General features: G+C 70.4%; 26 protein-coding genes and 2 pseudogenes. 25 read left to right on the forward strand and 3 right to left on the reverse strand.

Features of this window, described 5'->3' with window-relative positions:
- Window positions 1-325: 325 nt before the first annotated feature.
- From M2266_RS05170 to M2266_RS05200, 7 genes and pseudogenes are all read left to right on the forward strand, one after another.
- Window positions 326-1,462 carry a C40 family peptidase gene (locus tag M2266_RS05170; RefSeq protein WP_277437055.1) on the forward strand — a complete coding sequence of 379 codons (1,137 nt, stop codon included), beginning with the start codon at window positions 326-328 and terminating at the stop codon, window positions 1,460-1,462.
- A gap of 137 nt (window positions 1,463-1,599) precedes the next feature.
- Window positions 1,600-1,915: pseudogene (locus M2266_RS05175) on the forward strand (DUF6112 family protein).
- Window positions 1,915-2,607 carry a hypothetical protein gene (locus tag M2266_RS05180; RefSeq protein ID WP_277437056.1) on the forward strand — a complete coding sequence of 231 codons (693 nt, stop codon included), beginning with the start codon at window positions 1,915-1,917 and terminating at the stop codon, window positions 2,605-2,607. Before M2266_RS05175 ends, M2266_RS05180 begins: the two are co-directional and overlap by 1 nt.
- A 36-nt stretch (window positions 2,608-2,643) precedes the next feature.
- Window positions 2,644-4,014: an ATP-binding protein gene (locus M2266_RS05185; protein ID WP_277437057.1), complete on the forward strand. Its 1,371-nt coding sequence runs from the start codon at window positions 2,644-2,646 to the stop codon at window positions 4,012-4,014.
- 81 nt (window positions 4,015-4,095) lie between these two features.
- Window positions 4,096-5,568 carry an SCO6880 family protein gene (locus tag M2266_RS05190; RefSeq protein WP_277437058.1) on the forward strand — a complete coding sequence of 491 codons (1,473 nt, stop codon included), beginning with the start codon at window positions 4,096-4,098 and terminating at the stop codon, window positions 5,566-5,568.
- Window positions 5,569-5,675: 107 nt separating this feature from the next.
- Window positions 5,676-6,137, forward strand: coding sequence for a DUF6238 family protein (locus M2266_RS05195; protein WP_277437059.1), 462 nt, complete (start codon window positions 5,676-5,678; stop codon window positions 6,135-6,137).
- Between the two features lie 28 nt (window positions 6,138-6,165).
- Entirely contained in the window at window positions 6,166-7,698 is a 1,533-nt protein-coding gene (locus M2266_RS05200; protein ID WP_277437060.1) for an ATP-binding protein, read from the forward strand.
- A 722-nt stretch (window positions 7,699-8,420) separates the two neighbouring features.
- Here M2266_RS05200 and M2266_RS05205 read toward each other — a convergent pair.
- Both M2266_RS05205 and M2266_RS05210 read right to left on the reverse strand, forming a co-directional pair.
- On the reverse strand, window positions 8,421-8,975 hold the full coding sequence (locus M2266_RS05205; RefSeq protein ID WP_277437061.1) for an ImmA/IrrE family metallo-endopeptidase: 555 nt from the start codon (window positions 8,973-8,975) through the stop codon (window positions 8,421-8,423).
- Window positions 8,976-8,985: 10 nt separating this feature from the next.
- The gene (locus tag M2266_RS05210; RefSeq protein ID WP_277437062.1) at window positions 8,986-9,357 is read right to left on the reverse strand and encodes a helix-turn-helix domain-containing protein; all 372 of its coding nucleotides are present in this window, start codon (window positions 9,355-9,357) and stop codon (window positions 8,986-8,988) included.
- A 143-nt stretch (window positions 9,358-9,500) separates the two neighbouring features.
- Here M2266_RS05210 and M2266_RS05215 point away from each other — a divergent pair, with 143 nt between their 5' ends.
- From M2266_RS05215 to M2266_RS05245, 7 genes are all read left to right on the forward strand, one after another.
- Window positions 9,501-9,665 (forward strand): hypothetical protein, encoded by a 165-nt coding sequence (locus M2266_RS05215; protein WP_277437063.1) that lies wholly within the window; start codon window positions 9,501-9,503, stop codon window positions 9,663-9,665.
- 64 nt (window positions 9,666-9,729) lie between these two features.
- Entirely contained in the window at window positions 9,730-10,761 is a 1,032-nt protein-coding gene (locus tag M2266_RS05220) for a hypothetical protein (protein WP_277437064.1), read from the forward strand.
- A 109-nt stretch (window positions 10,762-10,870) separates the two neighbouring features.
- Complete coding sequence (locus M2266_RS05225; protein WP_277437065.1) at window positions 10,871-11,299, forward strand: hypothetical protein; 429 nt, start codon at window positions 10,871-10,873, stop codon at window positions 11,297-11,299.
- A complete protein-coding gene (locus M2266_RS05230; RefSeq protein WP_277437066.1) occupies window positions 11,233-11,739 on the forward strand; it encodes a hypothetical protein in 507 nt (168 codons plus the stop codon). Before M2266_RS05225 ends, M2266_RS05230 begins: the two co-directional genes overlap by 67 nt.
- 35 nt (window positions 11,740-11,774) lie before the next feature.
- Window positions 11,775-12,083, forward strand: a complete 309-nt coding sequence (locus M2266_RS05235; RefSeq protein ID WP_277437067.1) for a hypothetical protein — start codon at window positions 11,775-11,777, stop codon at window positions 12,081-12,083.
- A 395-nt stretch (window positions 12,084-12,478) separates the two neighbouring features.
- Window positions 12,479-12,976, forward strand: coding sequence for a hypothetical protein (locus M2266_RS05240; protein WP_277437068.1), 498 nt, complete (start codon window positions 12,479-12,481; stop codon window positions 12,974-12,976).
- A 99-nt stretch (window positions 12,977-13,075) separates the two neighbouring features.
- Complete coding sequence (locus M2266_RS05245; RefSeq protein WP_277437069.1) at window positions 13,076-13,501, forward strand: hypothetical protein; 426 nt, start codon at window positions 13,076-13,078, stop codon at window positions 13,499-13,501.
- Window positions 13,502-13,756: 255 nt separating this feature from the next.
- Here the strand turns inward: M2266_RS05245 and M2266_RS05255 are convergent, their stop codons facing one another.
- Window positions 13,757-14,431 (reverse strand): hypothetical protein, encoded by a 675-nt coding sequence (locus M2266_RS05255; RefSeq protein ID WP_277437070.1) that lies wholly within the window; start codon window positions 14,429-14,431, stop codon window positions 13,757-13,759.
- Window positions 14,432-14,595: 164 nt separating this feature from the next.
- Here M2266_RS05255 and M2266_RS05260 point away from each other — a divergent pair, with 164 nt between their 5' ends.
- The 11 genes and pseudogenes from M2266_RS05260 (at window position 14,596) to M2266_RS05305 (ending at window position 23,511) form a co-directional block, all read left to right on the forward strand.
- On the forward strand, window positions 14,596-15,354 hold the full coding sequence (locus M2266_RS05260) for a hypothetical protein (RefSeq protein WP_277441072.1): 759 nt from the start codon (window positions 14,596-14,598) through the stop codon (window positions 15,352-15,354).
- A gap of 402 nt (window positions 15,355-15,756) precedes the next feature.
- On the forward strand, window positions 15,757-16,140 hold the full coding sequence (locus M2266_RS05265) for a hypothetical protein (protein ID WP_277437071.1): 384 nt from the start codon (window positions 15,757-15,759) through the stop codon (window positions 16,138-16,140).
- Window positions 16,137-16,940 carry a DUF317 domain-containing protein gene (locus tag M2266_RS05270; RefSeq protein ID WP_277437072.1) on the forward strand — a complete coding sequence of 268 codons (804 nt, stop codon included), beginning with the start codon at window positions 16,137-16,139 and terminating at the stop codon, window positions 16,938-16,940. The genes M2266_RS05265 and M2266_RS05270 overlap by 4 nt, the downstream gene beginning before the upstream one ends.
- A gap of 28 nt (window positions 16,941-16,968) precedes the next feature.
- Window positions 16,969-17,316, forward strand: a complete 348-nt coding sequence (locus M2266_RS05275; protein WP_277437073.1) for a hypothetical protein — start codon at window positions 16,969-16,971, stop codon at window positions 17,314-17,316.
- Window positions 17,316-18,134, forward strand: coding sequence for a DUF317 domain-containing protein (locus M2266_RS05280; RefSeq protein ID WP_277441073.1), 819 nt, complete (start codon window positions 17,316-17,318; stop codon window positions 18,132-18,134). Before M2266_RS05275 ends, M2266_RS05280 begins: the two co-directional genes overlap by 1 nt.
- A gap of 19 nt (window positions 18,135-18,153) precedes the next feature.
- Window positions 18,154-18,720, forward strand: coding sequence for a hypothetical protein (locus tag M2266_RS05285; protein WP_277437074.1), 567 nt, complete (start codon window positions 18,154-18,156; stop codon window positions 18,718-18,720).
- A gap of 126 nt (window positions 18,721-18,846) precedes the next feature.
- Entirely contained in the window at window positions 18,847-19,008 is a 162-nt protein-coding gene (locus tag M2266_RS32285; protein WP_346780869.1) for a DUF317 domain-containing protein, read from the forward strand.
- Window positions 19,009-19,092: 84 nt separating this feature from the next.
- Window positions 19,093-19,335: a hypothetical protein gene (locus M2266_RS32290; RefSeq protein WP_346780870.1), complete on the forward strand. Its 243-nt coding sequence runs from the start codon at window positions 19,093-19,095 to the stop codon at window positions 19,333-19,335.
- Between the two features lie 3 nt (window positions 19,336-19,338).
- The gene (locus M2266_RS05295; RefSeq protein WP_277437075.1) at window positions 19,339-21,132 is read left to right on the forward strand and encodes a type IV secretory system conjugative DNA transfer family protein; all 1,794 of its coding nucleotides are present in this window, start codon (window positions 19,339-19,341) and stop codon (window positions 21,130-21,132) included.
- Entirely contained in the window at window positions 21,129-22,400 is a 1,272-nt protein-coding gene (locus tag M2266_RS05300; RefSeq protein ID WP_277437076.1) for a DNA cytosine methyltransferase, read from the forward strand. Before M2266_RS05295 ends, M2266_RS05300 begins: the two co-directional genes overlap by 4 nt.
- A pseudogene (locus M2266_RS05305) lies at window positions 22,400-23,511 on the forward strand (DnaB-like helicase N-terminal domain-containing protein). The gene M2266_RS05300 and the pseudogene M2266_RS05305 overlap by 1 nt, the downstream one beginning before the upstream one ends.
- The last annotated feature ends 207 nt before the right edge of the window (window positions 23,512-23,718 follow it).

Genomic DNA, 23,718 nt, shown 5'->3' on the forward strand with positions numbered 1-23,718 from the left:
CTAGCTACTCCACTGCCACATCTCACGGAGGCATCTCTGCCCCGGCACACGTAGCTCGCGGCCCGGCCACACGTAGCGGAGGACGGCTCCGCCGTGGCTGACGGCCCGGGGGCCCGGTCCGTCGCCGTGGCGTGGCCCGGCCACACGGAGCGAGCGGCAACTCGTTCACACCGGCACCCCTTTGATCGCCCACCCCGGCCGCCGCGCCCTTCCGAGATGCTTCGCGCACGCAGCGCGCCGCACACCGCACCCTCAAGGACACGTTCATGACCTCTCGCTACCCACCCATGCCCGAAACCGTTGACCGGCCAGCGGTCCGCTCGGGTTGAAGGGGCTCGCCGCCGGCATCGGCGTCGTCTTCCTCTCCCCGATCCTGATCGCCGGCACCGGCATGATGCTGGCCTCCTCGGCCGACGCCGTGCAGAGCAGCGGCTCCTTCAGCAACTGCCTGACCGACGTCGACAGCAACAAGGTCGCCGAACAGGTCGCCAAGATCCTCGACGGCGCCTCCGCTAAGGACGTGCACGTCGAGGGCCTGGATCTGCCCGCCGAGCAGGTCCCCAACGCCCAGACCATCGTGGCCGCCGGCCTCTCCCTCGACGTTCCCAAGAAAGGACAGATCATCGCGCTCGCCACGGCGATGCAGGAGAGCCGACTGCGCAACCTCTCCTACGGCGACCGCGACTCCCTCGGCCTCTTCCAGCAGCGCCCATCCCAGGGCTGGGGCAGCGCAGAACAGGTCCGCGACCCCACCTACGCAAGCGAGCAGTTCTACAAGCACTTGCTCAAGGTGAGCGGGTGGCAGCAGATGACCGTCACCCAAGCCGCACAAGCCGTGCAGAAGTCCGGCCTGCCGGACGCTTACACGCAGTGGGAGAAGCTGGCCACCGCGCTGCAGGGTGCCATCGCCAAGACCTTCCCCGGTGGCAATGACGCGGACGGCAAGGACACGGACCACGACCAGGACCAGGCCCAGCAGTCGGCCACGCCCCGCTGCGCGCCGGGTCAGGACGGTTCCGGGTTCGGCCGCATCCCCGAGGGGAGCGTCCCGAAGGGTTACTCGACCCCCAAGGACGCAGATCCGAAGGCGCGCAAGGCCATCGCCTGGGCGATGCAGCAGCTCGGCACGCTCTACCAGTGGGGCGGATCCTGCACGAACTCGCACGGCCCCGACCCCATGGGCCGCTGCGACTGCAGCTCGCTGATGCAGCAGGCATACGCCCACGCCGGCGTCACGCTCACTCGCACCACGTACACGCAGGTGGGCGAGGGTAAAGCGGTCTCGCCCGCCCACCTCGAGCCCGGTGACCTGATCTTCAGCCGCGGCAGCGCCGCACGGCCCGAGCACGTCGGCATGTACATGGGCGAGGGCCTCGTCATCGAGGCGCCCCGCACCACCAAGCCGGTCCGGATCACCCCGATCAAGGATTGGACGATCCTCGCCGCCCGCCGCATCCTCTGACGCCGCACCCACCCGGTTTAGCCCAGGGCGGTCCGGCCTTGCGGCCACTTCCCGCCCTTCGCGCACCTCCCCCTCCGCTTTCGCCGTCCCTGCCGGCCCTCGCTGGGCCCGCGTATGCAAGGAGCCCCACCACCCCTATGTCCGTCCCCCTCGCCGACCGCGTCATCCAGCTCGCCTACGACCCAGGAATCTCGCCCAAGGGCGGCGGCCCTGCCCGGCCTGAGCGTGCTGAAGAACGTCGTCAACTCGATCAACATGTTCGGCATCATCGCCGTCGTCGGTGCCCTTGCCATCTCGCTCGGCGTTTGGGCCTGGGGCCACCACACCGGTGGCCACCAGGCCGAGGCCAACGGGAAGAAGGGCGCCGTCGTTGCCGCAGGTGCCGCCCTCGGTCTGGGTGCCGCGAACGGCATTGTTGCCTTCTTCTCCGGCCTGGGCTCGCAGGTCCACTGATGCGGAAACGATCCCCCTCCCACTCACTGTCCTCGTACGGCTCGGGGTGGTCGGCCAACCGACGCGTCGCGATCATCGCCGCCGCCGTCGCCATCCTGCTCGCCATCGCCGGGCTCGTGGCCATGCTGACCGGGGGCGGGACCAGCCACCAAGCTCCGGACACCGCGGCGCCTGCCCAAACCGGCAGCCCGTCGTCCTCCGAGCCCGATCCGAAGCCTTCATCCGGATCCGGGTCGGTGCCCAAGCCGCCACAGATCTCCGAGCCGGTCGCCTACGCCAAGGCAGCGGCCCAGATGCTGTGGTCCTACGACACCCGTGACACCAGCCGCGACAAGCAGCTCGCCGCCATGCGCGCCTGGATGACCACCGAGACCAAGTACGCCGACTGGGCCTCGGTCTCCGGCCAGGTTCCCGACCCGGTCCTGTGGTCGAGGATGGCCGACCAGAACCAGCACGCCATCGCGCACGTGATCGAGGGCCACTATCCCGGCGCGTTCAAGCAGGCGGTGGCCGAGGACCCGTCCGCGATCACCGAGGCGTACATCTACGTCGTCACCGTCAACGGCAAGCAGACGCTCAGCTGGAAGAAGGGCGGCGTCGGGGCCGAAGAACGGGCCGTGACCCTCGCCGTCCAGTGCCGCCCGAACCACGACTGCACCCTCGCCGCCATCGCTCCGAGCGTCACGCAGTGACCCGCACCTGAGACAAGAAAGGAGGAGTAACTCCTCGTGGGTTTCTGTGATTACCCCCTGGCCGACAAGCTGTGCGCGGTCGGTGACGCGGTGGATTTCGCCTCGGACCCCGGCAAGGCCATCGGAGACTGGATGGCGAAGTCCGCCGGTGAACTGGCCGCCGCAGCAGCCGACCTGGCCGCCGAGGCTGTCAACACCACCACGAAGGTGGACCTGAACGCCGGATGGTTCCGTGACAACTACGAGATGCTCCTGCCAATGGGCCTGGTCCTGCTGGTCGCCACGTTCTGCGCACAGCTGGTCCGGGCCGCCATCCGACGCGACGGGCAAGCGCTGACGCAAGCGTTCACCGGCACCATGAGCGGCGTTCTGTTCGCGTTCGGCGCCATCGCCCTGACCACGGTGGCCGTCGAAGTCGTCGACGCCGTCAGCGACGGCCTGTTCAAAACCGCGCACCTGAACATCGAGTCAGCCGTGCGCCGCATCGTGAAGGTCAACCAGATCGGGGGGCTCTCCGCCCTGGGCTGGCTCGTCCCGGTCGTCGCCGGGCTCGGCGCCGCCATCGGAGCCTTCCTCTACTGGTGCGTGATGATGGTCCGCAAAGTCGGCATCCTCGTCATGGTCACCCTTGCCGTGTTCGCATCCGCCGGCGGCGGCTGGGAAGTCGCCCGGCGCTGGCGCAAGGGCTGGATCGAAGCCACCGCCACCCTGGTCGTCTCGAAGCTCCTGATGACCGTGATCTTCGTGCTCGGTATCGCCGCCATGGGCAAGACCGAGGCCAAGGATGGCATCGCCGCCCTCGCCGACGTCATGGCCGGCATCGTGATCATGATCCTGGTGCTGCTGTGCCCGTACGCGGTCTTCAAGTTCGTGCACTGGGCAGCCGACGGCACCGACGGTGAATCCATCCACCGGGCCGGCGGCGCCGGTGCGCAGATCGCGAAGGCCCACGCCGAGAAGGCAGCCCGCAAGGCCGCCGCTGCTGCAGCCACCGCCGGAACCGGTGGCGCTGCCGCCGGCGTGGGTGCCCCACCGCAAGGCCCCGACGGCGGCGGGTTCCCCGGCGACATCGCTGCCAACCCCACCGGCGGAGGCGGCGAGGGCAAGGAGGGTTCGCAGAGCGGCGGAACCGGTGTCTCGCCAGGCGGCGACGCGGTCAAGTCCGGCCTGGAGACGGCCGTTCAACCCCCGCTGACGAGCGTGTCCGACGACACCGGCGGGCAGGTGGGCGGCGGCCCGGGGCCGGGCGGATCCGGCGCGAGTACCGCGTCAGGGCAGAGCGGCGAATGGCAGTCCACCCCGCCCACCACGACCCCGCCGCCGCAGGGCGCACGCCCGTCCTCCGGCACGCAGAACGCCCCGTCCAGGGGCGCGGGCGGATCCCCGCCGCCTCCGACCGGCTTCTGATCCCCTGACCGACTCCCGGGGGCGGGACCTGCACGCTCCCTCCCGTCCCCGGGTTCCAAGCGCGCCTCCAGGACCCGCCCCATGACTGATCTCTCCGTCGCCCCGGTCACGGTGAAGTTCCCGTACCGGTCCCGCCGCGGTATTCTCCTCGGCCTCTCCCTGCCCCAACTCGTCCTCGTCTCCTGCACGCTGACACTGCTGCTGATGACGGTGATCTCCACCGGAGTGCTCGGTGTCATCGCCCTGGCACCGCTGTGGGCCACGTCCGGCGCACTCGTCGCCATCCGCCGACACGGCCGCTCCCTCATCGACTGGGCACCGATCGTCACCCGATACGCGCACCGCCACCGCACCGGCCAGACACTCTGGCTCGCCCGACCCGTCACCCGGCCCCGGCAGGACGGCGTCCTCCACCTGCCCGGCACCGCCGCTTCCCTCAAGGTGGTCACCCCTGGCGACTCCGCCAGCGGCGCCGCGGCTGTGCACGACCCGCACCAGCAGACCCTGACCGCCATCGCCCGCGTCACCAGTCGCGCCTTCGCCCTCCTCGACCCCGCCACCCAGAACCACAATGTGAGCAGCTGGGGACGCGCGCTCGCGGGCATCGCCCGCACCGGGCACGTCGCCACCGTCCAGGTGCTGGAACGCACCGTCCCCGACAGCGGTGACACCCTCAACCGCCACTGGACCCACCACGGGCAGCCCCAGACCCCCGTCGCCGGACAGATCTACGCCGAACTGGTCGCTTCGGCCGGCCCCGCCGCCGCCCCGCACGAGACCTACCTCGCCATCTCCCTCGACCTCAAGGCAGCCCGGCGCCTGATCAACCAGGCCGGCGGAGGGCTGCCCGGTGCGTTCACCGTCATGGAGCAGACCACCGCCTCCATCGCGCAGGCCGCCCGCACCGCCGGGCTCCAGGTCACCGGCTGGCTGAGCGCGCGGGAGATCGCCGCCGTCATCCGCACCGCCTACGACCCGAAGGCGCTCGCAGCCCTCCAGCAGTGGTCCGAGACCGGCCGCGCCGAGGCCGACCCCGCAGCCGCCGGTCCCGTCGTGCAGTTCGAGGAGTACGACCGCCTCGCCACCGACAGCGCGCGGCACGCGACGTACTGGGTGGAGAACTGGCCGAGGACCGAGATGGGAGCCGGGTTCCTGCACGGGCTGATGTTCACGGCCGGCGTGCGCCGCAGCCTCTCCCTTATCTACGTGCCGCAGGGGCTCGAGTCCGCACTGCGGGACGTCCAGCGCAAGAAGGCCGCGATCATCGCCGACGCCAACGAGCGCGCACGCCGCGGACAGGTCGATTCCGAAGAGGACTCCGTCGAGTACGCCGACGTCAAAACCCGCGAACGCCAGCTCATCGCCGGACACGCGGATGTAGCACTGACCGGCCTGGTCACCGTCACCGCCGAGACCGACGCCCTCCTGGACGCCGCCTGCGCACAGATCGAGACCCACGCCGTCACCTCCGGCGTCGACCTTCGTCGGCTCAACTACCAGCAGCCGGACGCCTTCGGCCTCACCGCGCTCCCGCTCGCCCGCACCGCCCTGTGAACCAGCCGTGTGCCCGTGTGCGCCCTGACCCACCGCACGCCGGTTCACCCGCGACCGACAGGACACCCCCGCACTGCCCTGGCTACCGGCAGGAAGGACCACCACCTTTGACCTCTCCTACGCGCCCCGACGACGCGCACCCCTACCTCCGCGCCGCGAGCGCCGGCATCCGCCACCACACACGGACCTTGGCACCGTCGGACGCGGACACGCCCAAGCCCGGAGATCGTCTGCACCTTGACGTGCTGCACGCCCACCTCACCGCTCTGCTCCAGCTTCTGGACCGGCTCGCCGACAACACCCGGCCCCCGCACCCGGCCGCCGGACGTCACCTGGCCACCGCCCACACCAGGCTCTGGCAGGCCACCAGCGAAGTCCACGCCGCCTTCCACCTGCTGCCCGGCACACCTCAGGCCGACGCTGAGACAAGCGCCTGCCAACGAGAGCGGCTCCCCGAGGGCCCGCCTGTGCTGACGATCTGCCAGCGTCACCTGGCCGCCGGCCACGTCGTCCGCCGCAAGACCACCCCCACCGACCTCCACCCGCGTAGCACGGCCTGCGTGCGATGAGCACCACCCGCAGAATCGAGGGCCCCAGATGAGCCACCGGCCCGCCAGTCGCGCACGCCGCGCGTCCGCCAGCCCGCTGTTCACCCCCCACGGCGCCGACCGCGCCAGCCGCAAGGCCGCCCGCCGTCAGCTCGCTGAGGCCACCGCCAAAGCCCGCGCCGAAGCAGGCGCCCACCAGAGCGACAGCGCGCCCGCCATGCACCAGATGCCCGCCTCGCTCTACCCAGCGGGCGGACGCCCCGGGCCCGCCTCCGCGCGCGGGAATCGGCTGCGGCTGGCCGCCCACCGCATGACCACCGCGGTCGCGGCCGGTGCCTATCCCTTCCTTGCCGAAGGCGGCCTGGGCGCCGAGGGCATCTACATCGGCCGCGACGTCCACGCAGAAGCGTCGTTCGTCTTCGACCCGTTCGCTCTGTACGGCAAGGTCGAGGGATTCACCAACCCGAACCTGCTGCTCGCCGGCGTGATCGGCCAGGGTAAGAGCGCCCTCGCGAAGTCCTTCGCGCTACGGTCGGTCGCCTTCGGATACCGCGTCTACGTACCGTGCGACCCGAAAGGCGAGTGGACGCCGGTCGCCGAGGCCCTCGGCGGTCGGTCCGTCGCCCTCGGTCCCGGACTGCCCGGACGCCTGAACCCCCTTGACGCGGCGCCGCGCCCGGAGAGCATGCCCGAGGCCGACTGGGTCGGCGAGATCCGCAAGCGGCGCCTGCTCCTGCTCGGCTCCCTTGCCCGCACCGTCCTGGGCCGGGACCTGATGCCCATGGAGCACACCGTGCTGGACATCGCCCTCGACGCCGTCGTCACCCGCGCCGCCGACACGCACCGCCCCCCGCTTCTCGGCGACGTCGCCGTCGCCCTCAACAACCCCCACGCGCTCGACGAGGCCGCCGGAATGATGTCGGGCCAACTCGGCGACGCCGCCCGCGACCTGGCCCACGCGATGCGGCGCCTGGTCCACGGTGACCTGGCCGGCATGTTCGACGCCCCCTCCACCGTCGCCTTCGACCCGAGCGCGCCGATGCTCACCATCGACCTGTCCCGCCTCGGCGGCTCCGGGGACGACACCGCCCTCGTCCTCGCCATGACCTGCGCGAGCGCCTGGATGGAATCCGCCCTCTCCGACCCGAACGGCGGCCGGCGCTGGATCGTGTACGACGAGGCATGGAGGCTGATGCGACACGTCGGCCTGCTCCAGCGGATGCAAGCCCAGTGGAAGCTCTCCCGTGGGCTCGGCATCGCCAACCTCATGGTGATCCACCGGCTCAGCGACTTGCTCACCGCGGGTGACGCCGGATCACAAGGCCGGGCCCTGGCCGAGGGACTCCTCGCCGACTGCAGCACCCGGATCATCTACCGCCAGGAGACCGACCAACTCCACGCCGCGGCCTCCCTGCTCGGCCTGACCTCCGTCGAGATGGACGCCGTCGCGCACCTCAACCGAGGGCGCGGTTTGTGGAAAGTCGTAGGTCGGAGCTTCATTGTGCAGCACCTCCTGCACAGCCACGAACTGGCGCTCTTCGACACCGACGCCCGTATGCACGGAGGATCAAGAGGCCCGTGAAGCCTGACTTCCAAACGCGACCTGAGACCGAGCGACGAGGTGCTCCAGCTCAATTACGCGCTCAACGTGATGAAGTACCCTGCCCCGGTCTGCCAACCCGACCGACGGGCACCCCTCACAAACCGCATGGTCATCGACCATGCCTCGCCCCACGAGGGCTGGATCGCGACTCGCGAGCACCCGGACGACCAGACCCTGTTCGAGGTCCTCTACGACTCCGCCCCCGGCGCTCGCCAGCGGCCTGAAACCCGCCACGGCGGCAGTACCCCACCCCTGATCGACGCGATCGACCACCGCCTCGCCCTGCTCGGACTGCTCCCGGGGTCCTCCCTCGACTCCCCGCCCGCCATTCGGGCATCCCGCGGAAGGCGGTCCCTGAGCGCACCTGCCGCAGCCCCGGTGAAGGCCGGCACCTGCGGCCCACCACCCGCCGCTAGTTCCACCTCGCCTTCAGGGAGCCTTCCCTGCCCCCGCACACGACGCCCCTGACCACCGTCGTCATCGCCAGCCGCCTGCGCGAAGACCGGCTGGACTACCTGGCCGCCATGCACGCCAGCCTCACCCGGCAGTCCGTGTCGTGGGAGGCCATGATCGCGCTCGCCGGTACATCGCCCGACCGTCTGCCGACCCCGCTCGCACAGGCCTCCGCGTTAGCTGGTGCGGATCGCCTTGGCGCCCAGTTGCTCGGCCGGACGGTCAGAATTCCAGGGAAGAAGGGACGTTCAGCTAGCCGATCGACCACGACGGGCGTTCGCACCGCTCATGTTCATGCGCCACGTGAGCATGCTCTTGCTGACCCCGTACGCGAGCATCGCCTCCTCAGGATTGAGCCCTTTCCTCGCAATGGACCAGGCAGCCTCGTTGGTGATCAGGAGATTTCCCGCCAGCCAATCCGCTTCCTCCTCGATCTCGCCGTCCCAGTGCCTACAACCGAGAGCGTTCAGCGCCGGGCCGGGCGGATGCATCAAGAGCGCATGGGCGATTTCATGATCGGCCGAGCTGTTCTGCCGCCCCGGGTCGTGGGAATCGTTCACCCAGATCTCGCGTCGTGACCCTGCGTGTACCGTCAGGGCGCTCAAGGACTCCCGCTCGGTCGTGAGGAGGCACTCGATGCGGGCGTCATGGGCTATCGCCGAGCTGAAGGTCTTGACCGGGATCGCCAAGTGTTCAGCCAGCTGCGCTGGCGCAAGAGGTGCGGCGGGGTGCAGCCCCAACTCCTTCCGCATCCGCACCGCCAAGCGATTGGCCTCAGCCTTGAAGCCGTGACGCAACGACATGGGAGCTCCCCTACTCCGGCTGATCAGCCACCAACTGCTTGTAGGCAACAGTGATCAGAGCCTCGAGGGCTTCCGCAGCCTCAGGCGTGAGGTTGCGGTCGCCCCGCAGGTGCGTGACCACCTTTGTCAACGTGTCCTGGTTGCGTGGTGCGTCGGCCCGGCGAACAAAGTCATCCGCACTCAGATTGGCCCAGGTGACCAGGGCCGCGAGTCCGTCCACGTCAGGTCTGCGCCCCTGGGCCAACCGCGTCAGCGTCGAGGCACTGACACCGGCTGCCCGGGCTACGTCCTTCCAGAGAAGACCTCGCTCCTGACGCGTGCGATCCAAGGCTGCATGGAACGCAGCCGCGTCAAAACGGCCTGCTGCACTTCGCTCGCTCACGATCTCCTCCTCTCGCCCGCATGCTTACACATCAGGTACCAGTTGCGAAAGTCGAATCGAAGGCCCTACCCTTCCGATTGCAAGATCGGTACCAGTATCGATCTTGCAATCAGGTTGCTCGAGAGATGAATGGTTGTGGCTCCATGGCTACGAACTCCGGCAAGGGCTTCCGTCGCGGCAGCGTCTCCCGACGGAGCCAGGTCCACAATCCCCGCACCGGGGCGTGGACGAAGCGCGGCGAGAACGGCCGCTTCATGGACGGGAAGGCAGACGGCGCACCTTTCAAGGGTGTGCGTCGCGAGAAGTAGGACGTCTCGTGCTGGTGGGGGGACGGATACCTCGTCCCCCCCCACCAGCGGCAAGGAGGTACCGATGGTTCGCAAAGAGACCCTTGCGCAGCTCCTCGACGAGGGGCGACGCAAGATCCAGGTGACCGACGAAGAGCTCGCCGAGGCAAAGCGTCGCCGCCAGCTCCTGGCCGCGTCCGCGCGCCGGGCTTTCCCCAGCTCCACCACTTACTACAACGGGAGCGTTGCGCACGGCGACGCCAACAGCCCCCTGACGGACGTCGACTTGGGCGTCGTCCTCACGAAGAAGGACGCCGAGCCGTACGGTCCCGGCAAGAAGAGCGCCCTGGACCTCATGGAGAAGGTCCGTGAGGTGATTCACGAGGACCTCGACGACGAGTTCGACAAGCTCACCATTGAGGTCGAGGGCCGCCGCCGTGCCGTGCTCGTACGCTTCGGCGACCCGGTCACCCCGGGACAGGACGATTTCACCGCGGACGTGATGACCGCGCTCCCGCACCCCTCGTGCCGCGGGCTGTACATCCCCAACACGAAGATCGCGGACCAGTGGGACCGCGCCGACCCAATCACCCACACGCGGATGGTGCTCCAGGCCATCGAGGACACGAAGGTCGTCTTCGCCCGTGCCGTGCGGCTGCTGAAGCACTGGAACTGCACGCACAGCAAGCCGGTGTGCAGCTGGAACATCAAGGCCCTCTGCCTCGGCTGCCTCGACGAGCCCATGCCTCTGATCAATGCGCTGCAGGTGTTCTTCACGTACGCGGCGGACGAGACCGACAAGGGCGCGACGCCCGACCCGGCCGGTGTGGCCGGCCCGATCCCGCTCAACATGCCGCGCGTCGACGTGCACAAGCGGCTCTGCACCGCCCGGGACTACATCGCCCTGGCCATCGAGCACGAGAAGGCCGGGCGGCCGCTCAGTGCTCAGCACGCGCTGCACCAGGTCCTTCCGGAACTCGTACCGGACGCGGACGGCACACAGGAGGAGGCCAGCCGCCTCGCACAGATCGTCCTCGCGGGCGGTGCGGCCGCATCAGGACTGGGCCTCGTCACCCGGATCACCGCGCCGACCAGGCCCCGGGCCTGGGGAGAATAACATTATGCCCCTCTGGTACGGGGCTCAGCCGGCATGGTGGGCCCCGTTCGAACGAGACGCCCGGCGACACTTCGGCGACGCACTACAACACACATACGACCGCGGGTCGTTGACGTACGACCTCACCGGACTCGACGTCATAGGCGAGCCCGGCCCCATCGCCGTCCGGATCCGCTTCCACGCGGACCCGCCCTATCCCACCTACGGCCAGCGGCCCGAGGACTTCCCTCGCGTCCACGCCAAGCCGGGAGTCCCGTCGAAGCACCGATACAAGGACGACGACGCCCTGTGCCTCTGGTACCCGCTCGACCCAGCAGAACGACGTTGGACGAGTTCGAAAGGGCTGCTGGACCTCATCGAGTTAGTCCGCACACACTTGTTCCTCGAACACTACTGGCGGCTCACCGGCGGTGAGCACGGCGGCCAGTGGCTGGTGGAGGATGCTCCTCACGGCAATCCGGGAAGTGGTGCGTGGCAGTCATCACGGCGGCACAAGCGGCGGACGGCGGCTGGACCTGGGGGCAGACCGCCGCACTGATCGTCCCTTGCATCGCCTTCTTCGGCGCCTTCCTGACGTACGCCCTCAATCAACGGGCCGTACGCAAGGAGCGCCGAGCGAAGACCTTCGCGGAGGCGCTGACGGCGGTCGAGGAGTACTTGGAGATGCCGTACCGCATACGGCGTCGTCCCAAGTCCTCCTCCGCCGTACGGCAGCAGCTCACCGACGAGGTCAGCGGGCTACTGGCTCGGATGGCCTTCCACCAGGCGTGGCTGCAGATCGAGGCATCGGAGGTCGCGGGCCCCTACGCGACCCTCGTGGCCACGGCCCGGGCGGAAGCAGGGGCCCAGATGAGTCTGGCCTGGCAGCAGCCACCCATCACCAGCGACGGCGGCATGAATCTCGGCGTGCCGAATCCCCGTGACCGGTCGAACGCTGCCCGGGCCACGTGTCTTGAGATGATGCGCCGTCATCTCTGAGAAAAAGCACCGATTTTGCGCCAACTATTCCTGTTTTGTGCCACCTAAAAATCCTTGCCACAGCTGCCCGACCCCGCCTTCGGCACGTCGCGCTCGCCCTCGACGCCGGCACCGGCACCGGCACCGGCACCGGCACCGGCACGCAGAGCCTGCGCTACATCGTCGGCCCCCTGCTCGTCGCCGTCCTCGCCTCCGCATACAGCCCCACCGTCGCGCTCACCGTCACCGCCGTCCTCGGCCTGGCCGGCACCAGCGTGGTCGCGCTCGCGTGCGGCGCCCGTAGACGAGTCCACCCAGGAAGCTGCCGGTGGAGAAGCGGCGGCAATGATGCCCCTGGAGTCTGACCACCGCCGACCGACTGATCACCGCCAGCGCCGCGTTCCTCGCCGGGTGGCTCCTGCTCGCAACCCTGCCCGCGCCCTTCGCCGCCATCGCCGCGGTCGCCGTGCCCGATGCGTTCCTGACCGTCGTGGTCGCTTGCGCCTACGTGACCACCGATGCCCTCGCCCCGGTGGGCCCGACCAGCGGGGCGGTACGCGTGGCTGCTCCTCCCGACCGGCGTCGGACAGTCCCCGGGTACCGCCCTGGCCGGACGCCTTGCCGAGCAGCCGCGCACCGACACTCCGTCAAACCGGACAGCTGCCGCACGGCAGCACCGCCGCCCACTCCAAGGCCGGCACAAGACGCCCCGATCAGGGCGCAACCCCCCACCTACTAACCCCTTTGAGGAGACCGACTTATGGCCGTGCGTACGCACTGGACCGTGGAGCACACCTGCTCCCACCGAGTGGATCATGACCTGGCCAATCGCCCTGCCGACAAGCGGGCAGGATTCGCCCGCTGGCTCGCGTCGAAGGACTGCACGGACTGTTGGAAGGCGGCGCGCGACGCCGACTCGGAGTCCAAGGAGGAGTGGCTCTCGACCAAGCGGGCTGAGGAGCAGGAGGCAGCCGTCGCGTGGGCGAAGCAGTTCGACATGCCGCAGTTGGAGGGCCCGGTGAAGGCCCTGGATTGGGGCGAGCGCTCCCGCCACCAGCTGATGACCGCCGCGCACATCGCGTTCGTCATCGAGGGCACTTGGGACGAGGCGGACTGGGCGGAGCTGGAGGACAAGGCCCGCTCCATCACTCATGCCGGATGGTGGATCGACCAGCGCGACGCCGAAGGCACTGACCTGCTCGAACTCCTCGACGCGGCGAGTGAGACGGACCGCGGGACGGAGAACCCGTTCCGCTGACGGCCGGGCAACATAGGCGGAGAACGCCGGTTAGCCAAACCGGCGTTCCTCCGGACTATTGATGCTCCCACCCCGCCAGCAAGCGCGCGGAAGGAACTCATGTCCAAGCCCCCGCCCACCTCAGCGTTCGCACCGATGCCCGACGCGCTCACCCCGGACCGGGACATCACCCACGCCCACTTCCAGGCCGGTGACACCGTCGTCGTCCTGAAGGGGGTGGCCGGCGGAGAACTGTGGGGCGACGCGATGCGCGTCGTCGCCCCGTCCTGGCACACTCCGACCGACGAGGACGGGTGGCGGCTGCGTGATGCGACCGGCGGCGACCAGTCCTACGTCACCGCTCACCCTCGCTACCTTGTGCACCTCTCACGCCGCTGCCCGGACTGCCTGATCTATCTCCGGGCCATGGAGGACACCCTCCTCGCGCGGTTCGCCGACTGCGACGAGCTGATCGACTGCGGCTGGTACACCACCACCGCCCTGGGCCAGCTCGTGCACATCGCCGACATCCGGAGCAGCCGGTAATCCCCCGCGTTCGCGAGCGGAGAGGACCTCCACCTGATCCCTGTCCGATCCGCCCCCTTCGCGGGCCGCCGTCCGCGCGGCGCCCGCGGCGTCGGCCCAGCTCGCGACCATCCTCACGCAGCTCGCCGACGAACAGGCTGGCCCTCTAGCCGCAGTGCGCGGACTCGTCGAGCACACTTCGCACCAGATCGCCCGCCAGCCGGGGGCAGCCAGCGCCGATACGTCGCACCGCCTGGAGCTGATCGCCCGCCGCCTCTACGCCATCCAGCAGAACCTGGACACCACCGCAACCCGCCTGGGCCAGCCCCGGGCCGTCCCGGCCCCGGCCGCCGTCCGGCACAACGCCCAACGATCGCCGTAGGAGAAACGCCTCCCTGCCCCGCACCGACCCCCTTCCTGGACATCCGCCACGACCCTAACTCCGACGAACTCCTCGCCCGCGGCGGCGACTCCGAGGCGCACGGCATCCTCCAGCGCGCGGGCTTCGTCGCCGTCGTCCGCGTCCACGAGACCTACCACCGCGCCCCCACCTGCTTCGCGGAGGACGAGGAGTCCCGTCTCGCCACCGACGCCGTCGCCCGCCTGCGAGCGGCCGGTTACCACGTCGACTGCGACGCGGACTACAACACCGACTCGCGTCCGGCCAGCTACCTGCCGCTGGGCTCCTCCGTCACCCACGTCGCCGAGCGGATTCGCGAGGCCATCACCACGGACGAGGCAGCCGACGCGCTGACCGAGCTGATCGCCGCCCACGACGGCGTCCTCACCGCGCTCGAGGAAGTCCTCACCGCCACCGCCGACTTCCACGACGGACTCGGCCAGACGGCCGACCCTTACATCGCCCGGCGGCTGCGCTGCCTCGCTGACGAGCACCTTCGCGTCATCCGTACCGACCTCTCCGGGACCCGCAACCAGCTCGCCGACCGGCATGCTCCGCACCCCGGCCGCAGCACCTGCACCGGGGAAGTCCCGCCAACCGAGCAAGGGCGCTCCGCCGTGTGCGCCTGACCGCCACCGCCGCGCATCCTCCCGGCAACGCCGCCCCCGATGGCTGCCGGACTGCGACGCTGACTCCCACCTCGCCCAAGGACACCATGCACGACCACGACACCTCCGAGCGCCTCGCCTCCTACGCCGACGTGCTCGTCGGCGGACTCCCCGGCACCTGGACCAGCTCCCACCTGCAGCCGGATGAGAAGGACGACCTCGCCGAACTCGCCGACCGGATCTGGGACCTGGACTTGATCGCCGCCTCCCTCGCCGAGCACCCCCTGCAGCAGGCAGCCGTCCTGAGTCGACAGGACGGTGCGCAGCTCGTCCTTCTGGACCGGCACGACGGGCGCGACGGCTTCCTCATCGCCGCCATCGCCCCGCGGGCCCTGCCCGACGAGGCCTACCACGCCGTTCCCGAGCCCAACGGCATCGCCCTGGCCGATGACCCATTCCTTTGTGCCGAGCAGGTCGCCGGCGACCTGCTCGCCCGCTACGACAGCACCCTCGCCCAGGTCCGCCACAACGCCCTCGGCGGCACCCAGCCCTCCCAGCCGGACCGGGTGGTCCTGATCTGGCAGCCGGACGGCAGCATCGCCACCGCTTCCGCCGACGACCGCGCAGGCGCTGGCCTCTTGGCCCACGACTTCGTCCAGGACCCGCAGAGTGGCATCTACCGTCTGAGTGGCGACGACACCCAGGCCCAAGCCCGCGCCTTGCGCGAGATCGGCCCGCGCCTCGACGCGCTCGGCATCGGCACCGCTCTGCAGCATCCCGCAGGCCGGACCGCGCCCACCGCCGCCGCCCCTCCCGTGCCGCCCGTCCCGGCAAATCCCCGCACGCCGGCCACCCGGTCTCGGTGAAGCAGACGGAACCCGAGGGCCGTGCAGGACCTGCGCACCCGAGCGGGCCGCCCTTACGCGCGGCCACAGGCACCGGTTCGGCTCCGCCCCCCCCCCGACTGCAACCCCGGCCCACCGCACCCCGTAAGGGGCGTGGGCGGTCCCGGCACCGCGCCGGGACCGCCCACCTCACCCCCCGAGACTCGGAGAGATCCGTAGCAACCCGCACACCCCCACCGATCAGTAACCGGCTCAAGCCCCGACTCGCCACGGCCCTCTTCCGCCGCTATCTGCGCGCCTGCATTCCGACCGGGCCCAACCACACCTCCGCGCTGGCCGGCGCCCGCCCGGAGGCCGCCCTTGCCGAGACACAGCGCGTCGAGCACCGCCACCACCACTGACCGTCCACCGCCCCGGAGAACCATGTCCCACCCCACCCCCTACGCGGTGAGACTGGCTGACGAGATCACCCGCCAGCTTGGCCAACTCGCCGACCACCTCTCTCGGCTTCCCCCGCCCCAGGCCGCTCAGGTCATCGCCCACGTGCTCGCCCCGGAGAGCGGAGTGTTCGGCGGCGTCACCCACCTCGTCGCCACCGGCAGCGTGTTCGCCAAGGACCAGGCAGAACGAGGAGCGCTCCCTGCGGAGGTGTGGCTCGCTCTGGGCCGTGCCTCGAACGAACTCGTCGACATCGCCCTCGACCTGGACGAACACAAAGACACCTTCCAGCGCGTCGGCGCCCAGCCCACCGCTACGGCGGCGAAGCCTCCGGCACCCGCACCGCTCGTCGTCCGGCGCCGCCGGTGAAGAAGAAGCAGTGGCAGGGCTGGGAACCCGGCGAGCAGGCCGAGCAGCACTACCTCATCCAGCCCCGCGCCCTGGCCGGCGGCGGCGGCGTCCGGCACGTCTCGGAGTTCCTGCGCGCCTCCGGCTGGCGGGACAGGTCCAAGACGGGCGGCCCCCTGCTCATGCAGAGCCCGGATCGCACCGTCCGCATCACCTACGACCCCTATGTCCTGCCGGGCGGGTGGACCATCCACGGCAGAGGAGGCGGAACGAACGGCGAGTGGACCGCCCACCTGGGCCGGCAAACGCCGGTGGAGATCGTCGCCGGCCTGACCGACGCCCTCACCCGCCCCCGCTCCGCTCACGCCCCAAACGTCTGGGCCCCGTTGCAGGAGCAGAACTGGCACACGCGCTTTGAGGGCCAGGACTACATGGCGACGAGCCCCGACGGCACCGCGTGGATGCAGTACCGGCAGAGCCCCGACGGGGCGCTGATGTGGTGGACCGGAGCGCAGGACAAGCAGGGCAACGGCTGGACGGCCAACTTCACGCCGAACACCCCGATGCACCTGGTGCAAGCCTTCTCCGCCGAACTCGCCAGCCCGGACCCCGTGATGCGCCCGCGCGGACGCGTGCCGCACAGCGCGCAGATCCGTACCTGGTCGGTCTCCGTCAAGCCCTCCCAGCTCAGTGCGTGGCAGCAGGCCCGGATCACGGCCGCCCGCGCCGCCACCTGGGCCCGCAACAGCGCCCGAAGCACCCGGCCGCCCACCGCCGCCCGTCCCTACACCCCGGCCGGCGGCGCACGCACCCACCGCTGACCGCAAAAGTCCCGTCCCGAGGAGCCCGATGCCCGCACTCACCTCGGACACCATCCGTACCCTGCCCGAAACGCTGGCGGACCTCACCGACTACCTGCGCGAGAACCCCGACCCCGCAGAAGCCCTTGCCCTCGTCGAGCCCCTCCTCGACGAGTACACGGGCCTGCCCGTCCAGTTCGCCGACACGCTCCGCGCTCTCGCCCGCGCCGTACAGGAGAACCCGGACACGCCACGCACGGCGCAGGGCGACCGTCTCATCACCGAGCTGCGTACGACTGCGTGGGAACTGGCCGACCAGCACACCCTCCACTACGTGCTGGACGATCTCCGCGATCTGTACGGCAGTTCGCCGAGGAGCGAGCAGGGGTGCTGCTGATGCCGCTGAGCGAACGGCAGCTCGCCGCCTTCGCCGACGAGCACGCCGCGCAGATCCCGTACGACACCAGCCCCCGCCACCTCGCCGGCCCCGGAGACGCTCGCCACGTCACCCACGGTCTGGCCGCCGCCGGATGGAACGCCGTCTCCGATCCCCTGAGCGCCGAGATCATCATGGCAAGCCCTGACCTTCGCCACCGGCTCCAGCTCGCCCCGCAGTCCCACACCTCGGCGTGGTGGCGGCTTCGGGCGGAGCCCGTCGGCACCGATCCCGGCTGGTACGCCGAGTTCGGCGGACTCGTGCCCGCCGAGGTCCTCGCCGCCGTCACCGACGCCCTCGTCGCCCCACCGCCGCAGCGACCGGACCCGTGGCAGCACGTGACCTCGGCAGGATGGCACCACAAGCCGGACGGCGCGCGCTCGCCGGACTCCATGTGTCACATCGAACTCCAGCCATCGAGCGAATTCCACGACCGGTTGTCCTGGCACATCGACACCCACGAGCCCGGCCACGGGGAGTTTCCCGGCCCGCGTATCTGGCACGCCTACCTCGACGAGAACACCCCCGCTCACCTGGTCAGCGCGTTCCTCACTGCGCTGACCGACCGCAGCCCGCTCCAGCGTGGCATGTTCGAGCGCACCGGCCACTGCAGCGCCGTACAGGAGCCCAGCGCGCTGCGCCCGCAGCAGGTGGTCGACGCCCACGCCACGCGCATCAAACACCTCCGCGCCCGGACACACTCCGCCGGCAGCCAGCAGACGAAACCCGCGACAGCCCCGGCGCACGCCAGCACCGCGCAGCCGGCCGCTCGCCGCTGAACCGACAGGACCCCTCCTCATGTCCAAAGACCACCACGCACACCGCGACTTCCTGCGGCACCTCGACCACTACGTGCGGGACAGCCAGAAGATTCTCGACGCCTGGGACGCGTACTCCGACGAGCACACCGACCTCGACGGCTGGCCCTACGACGTCCACGCCTACGGCATGCGCAAGAGCCAGCGCGACACGGACACCGCCGAGGCGTTCGAGACGCTCCGCTACGGCGCCCGGCACCTGCTGGCGACGACCGAGACACAGCTGGCCCAACTGCCGGAGAACACGGTCCAGAGCCGCTGGGTCTACCAACTGGGCGTCCTGCACACGGCCCTCGACCGGCTCGACGAACTAAACGAGCAATGGCTACTCACCCGCGACGCCCTCCCCGCCACCGCAAAGCCCGGCACCGCCGAATTCGACGACGCCCTCGCCGAACATCACGCCGAATCATGGAGCTACCTCGACGACTGGGCCACCCACGGCAAAGCGCTCCGGGAAGTCAACACCGCATCCCTCAACGCCCCTTCACCCTTGGCCCCCACACCGGCCCTCGCACCCACCCGGCGAGCCGCCGCACGGAAGTGACCACGCCCCCGACTCCCGAGACCGTCGAGGTCGACTTCATCACCCCGGGCCACCTCGCCTGCGCCCCCGCCTGGATCACCGTCCCCCTCCACCGTGCCTGCGGATGGAGTTACGGCGGGCCCCCTGATGCCGCGCGTCCTGCTCTCCAGCCCCGACCAGAAGGCCCTCCTGCGCCTCGAGCCCGCCCCCGACGACCAGTGGTGGACCCTCCACCACGCCGCCGAGGCCGCCGAGCCGAACCGGCCCGCCTGGTACGCGAGCTTCGGAGCCCGCCCCCGGTCGAGCTGATCGCCGCAGTCACCGACGCCCTCACCGATCCGGCCCCAGCCACTGACGCGCCTTACAACCCCGGTCACCCTCGGCACGCACCGGATGGTCTGGCAGGCCCGCTTCGGCGCCCAAGCCCCGCCACACCTCGTCGCCGCGTTCACCGTCGCTCGCCGATACGAAGCCGGTGCTCCGCACCCACAGCGGGCGCAGTCTGTCGACGCTCGGCCCGGGCGTCGTCATCCGCCAGACGACCGGCGCCGACAGCCCCGAGCCCCTCGCGGCAGGAGCCGCCCAGGCACGGCCGCAGCCAGCTGGCCCTCCCCTCCCCCGCCCGGAAGCACGTAGCCCTTGCCCTCTTCCTCCCCCAGCAGCAACACCGACGGATACGACCTCGTCCTGCGCCTCCTCCTCGGCGGGCTCGCCGTCGTCGTCCCCCTGTCCCACCTGGCCTGGCTGTCCGGCAACATCACCGCCTACCTCACCGGCACCAACTGGGCCCCCTACCAGCCGACCAACGCCCTGCTCCACCCCGAGCAGGTCTGGTCCGGCGCAGGAGAAACGTCCCTGCTGATCGGCGCCCGCATCGTCCCCGTTCTCCTTCTCCTCGCCCTCGGGGCGGGGGCGGGCTTCCTATGGGCTCGCCACAAAAACCGGAGCAGCGGCAAGAAGACGAAGATCACCGACATGGCCAAGGCCCGGGACATCGAGCCACTGATGGCCAAGGCGGTCACCGACAAAGCCCGCTCCCTGCGCCCCAGCTTGAAGGACAGCAAGCACATCGACGCGAAGGACACCGGCATCCTCCTCGGCAACCTGCAGGACAGCCGCCACGAGGTACGGATGGGGTTCGAGGACGTCGCCGTCGCGATCATGGCGCCCCGTTCCGGTAAGACCACCTCGCTCGCCATCCCCTCCATGCTCGGCGCGCCGGGCCCGGTCCTGCTGACGTCGAACAAGGCCGCCGGCGACGCCTTCACCACCACGTACGAGGCAAGGGCCCAGGCGGGGACGGTGTGGACCATGGACCCGCAGCAGATCGCGCACGCCGCCCGCGAGATGTGGTGGAACCCCCTCGCCAGCGCGAAAACCCTGGACGGGGCGAACCGGCTCGCCGGACACTTCCTCGCCGCCTCGGTGGACGCCTCCCAGCAGGGCGACTTCTGGTCGAAGGCCGGCAGCAACATCCTCTCCCAGCTTCTCCTGGCGGCAGCGCTCGACGAGCGGCCCATCACCGACATCATGCAGTGGCTCGCCTTCCCCGCCGACCGCACTCCGCTGGACATCCTGCGCGACCACGACGTCGCCGCCGTCGCCGCGCAGCTCAAGGGCACCGTCGAGGGGCCCCCGGAAACGAGGGACGGCATCTACGAGACCGCCCGGCAGTACGCCTCCGCCCTCCTGAACGTGGAAATCGCCGCGTGGGTCACCCCGCAGAAGGATGTCCCGGAATTTCGGCCGGAGCAGTTCGTCAGGTCCACCGACACGCTGTTCCTGCTCAGCAAGGACGGCGGCGGCGGAGCCTCGGCGTTGATCGCCGCGTGCGCAGATTCGGTGATGCGGGCCGCGACCGCCCAGGCCGAACGTGCTGGCGGGCGCCTGGATCCGCCCATGCTGGCGATCCTCGACGAGGCCGCCAACGTGTGCAAGATCAGCGACTTGCCAGATCTGTACTCTCACCTCGGCAGCCGCGGGATCATCCCGATCACGATCCTGCAGTCCTACCGTCAGGGCCAGAAGGTCTGGGGAGACACGGGTATGGACGCCATGTGGTCCGCCTCGACCGTCAAGGTGATCGGCAGCGGCATCGACGACCCCGACTTCGCCGACAAGCTCAGCCGCCTGATCGGCGACCACGACGTGCAGACCACGTCCACCTCGCACTCGGAGTCCGGCAAGAGCACGTCAGTGTCGATGCGGCAGGAACGGATCCTGCCTGCCGACGCGATCCGCGCTCTGCCCAAGGGCACCGCGCTCTGCTTCGCCACCGGCATGCGCGCCGCCATGCTCGACCTCCGGCCGTGGTACCGGGAGCCCGGCGCGGAGGAACTGTCCGCGGCGTCCGCCCGCGCGTCGCAAGCGATCACCGCCCGCGCCGTGGCGAAGCACGCGCCGACGCAGGACGACTTCGGGCTGGCCACGTGATACTCGACCTCTTCGCGGGGCCGGGCGGCTGGAGCAGGGCGCTGCACGTCCTCGGCGTGCGCGACATCGGGCTGGAATGGGACGAGTGGGCGTGCAAGACCCGGGCCGCGGCTGGGCAGTTGACCATCCGCACCGACGTGGCAAGGTATCCGACCTGGCCCTTCATCGGCCGCACCCGCGGAATGATCGCTTCCCCTCCGTGCCAGGCATGGAGCATGGCCGGCAAACGCCTCGGCCTGGTGGACCAGCCGCTGGTGCACGCGGCGGTCGAGGACCTGGCCGCCGGACGCGACACTCGCGAGCGCCTCCTCGCCGCATGCCGTGACGAGCGTTCCCTGCTCGCGGCCGAGCCGATGCGCTACCTGCATGCCCTGAACACGGTCGGAGAACCCGACTGGGTCGCCATGGAGGAGGTCCCGGGCGTCCTGCCCTTGTGGAAGCAGTACGCGGCCGTCCTGCGTGGCTGGGGATTCTCGGCCTGGTACGGGATCCTCAACGCCGCCGACTTCGGCGTTCCGCAGACCAGGAAACGGGCGATCCTCCTTGCCTCCCGGGTGCAGACAGCGCAACCTCCCACACCCACGCACTCCCACGTCGCCGAGCCCGAATCGCTGTTCGGTCCGGGTCGCGCCCGCTGGGTCAGCATGGCCGAGGCCCTGGGATGGGGCGCGACCGACCGGCCCGTCCCCACCGTCTGCGCGGGTGGTGGACCCGGCGGCGGGCCGGAACCGTTCCCGTCGGGCTCCCGCAAGACGCTGTCCGACGCCCGGGATCGCGGCACCTGGATGCCCCGACCGGACGGGGTGGTCCTGCAGTCCCGTCGCGAAGGCGCTGGTTGGGCGGCCCGGCACGGCACACGCGAGAACCGGGCCGCCGACGCTCCTGCGCCGACGTTCACCGCCGAGGCCCACCGCTGGTCCTGGTCCCTGCGCAGCAACAACCAGACCAACGCCACAGTCCGTCCGCTGTCCGAGCCAGCTGGCACGCTGTTCTTCGGGCACCGCGCGAACGAGTGCACCCGGGTCGCCGCACCGGCCTCGGCTGGGATCGAGAACACGGATGCGCCAACGGTGCTGGAGCCGATCCGGATCACAGCGCGCGAGGCCGGCCTCCTGCAGACCTTCCCGGCCGACTACCCCTGGGCCGGTAACAAGGGCCAGCAGTTCTCGCAGATCGGCAACGCCGTACCGCCGTTGCTCGCCGGCCACCTTCTCGCCCCGCACCTCGGCCTCGCCCTCACCCCCGACGACTTCACTCTCGCCGCCTGATGCCCCACGCCCCCGAACCTGACGAAGACGGCTTCGACGCAACACCACCCCAGCCGGTGTTCCACGTCGAGCAGGCCCTCCTCGGCGCACTCCTTCTCGAGCCGCACCGTCTCGGCGACGTGACCGGCATCGCCGCTGACTCCTTCTCTACCGCCGCGCACGCCGCCCTGTTCGCCGCAATCAGCACACTGCCTCCGCCCGACCCGGCCGAGCACGCGAAGAACGCCAATTGGCTCGTCCGCGTGCTCGCCACGGGTCAGGAGCAGGCGCGCGGGCTGACCGCCTCGTACCTGCACACCCTCGTCCAGGTCTGTCCATGGCCCCGTCACGCACCGGCTTACGGATGGTCGAGGCCGAACATGCCCGTCGCCGTCTGCAGACAGCCGCCGAACGCCTCGTCCAGACCGTCCACGATGACTCCCTCCCGCACGCCGTGCAGGCGGTGCTCGCCGAGGCCGACGCGCTCGCCGCGGTCGTGGACGACATCGCAGCCAGATTCCCACCGCGCGCAGGCGTGCTGCCCCGCACCGCGGCACCATCGCCGCCAGTCGCGCCCGACTACATGGAGGCGGTCGAGGAGGAGCAGATGCTGCTCGCGACCGCCACCGCCAACCCTGCCGACATCGAATCCGCCCGGTGGCTACTACCCGACGACCTCACCCTGCCCTTGCACGCCGGCCTGTGGCAGTGCCTGACCGCCCTGGCCCGCCGCCGCGAGCCCGTCGACCCAGTCACCGTCCTGTGGGAGGCCCAACAGCGCGGCCTGCTCGACGACGGAAGCGAACCGGGCGAGGTGCTCCACCTGCTGGCCGAACCGGCCGGTTCCGTGGAGCACTGGGGCGAGCGCGCACTGCAACGCTCCCTGCTGGCCACCGCCGATCACACCGGCCGACGCATCGAGGCGTACGCCGGCGACACGGCGAACACGCCGTTCCAGCTCGTCGTCGGCGCCCGCCGTTCCCTCGCCGACATCGGCGCCGTCCGCACCCGCTGGCAGCACGCCACCGGAACGGTCCCGACGCCGCAACCGCGACCGGCGCCCACCACCCGTGCCGGCCCGCCAACCACGACGGTCGCGTACACCGGCCGCGTCGCGCGAGCAACCCGATAGCACCCCGCATACACGCCTGCACGGGCCGGCCGCAGTCCGGCTGCCGCACGCAACGGCGGCGTTTGACCACTGCACGACTACGGACGGATGGTTCGGTAGAGCGCGAGCGGGATGCAGCCCTCTCGCCAAGACGACCTGCACACGCCTGCACCGTGGCCCGCAGGTTTCGCGCGATTGCCGTGCTGCGCGGTGGACTGTATTTGAGAT

It is taken from the genome of Streptomyces sp. SPB162, assembly GCF_029504575.1.
In the GTDB taxonomy this organism is placed as follows: domain Bacteria; phylum Actinomycetota; class Actinomycetes; order Streptomycetales; family Streptomycetaceae; genus Actinacidiphila.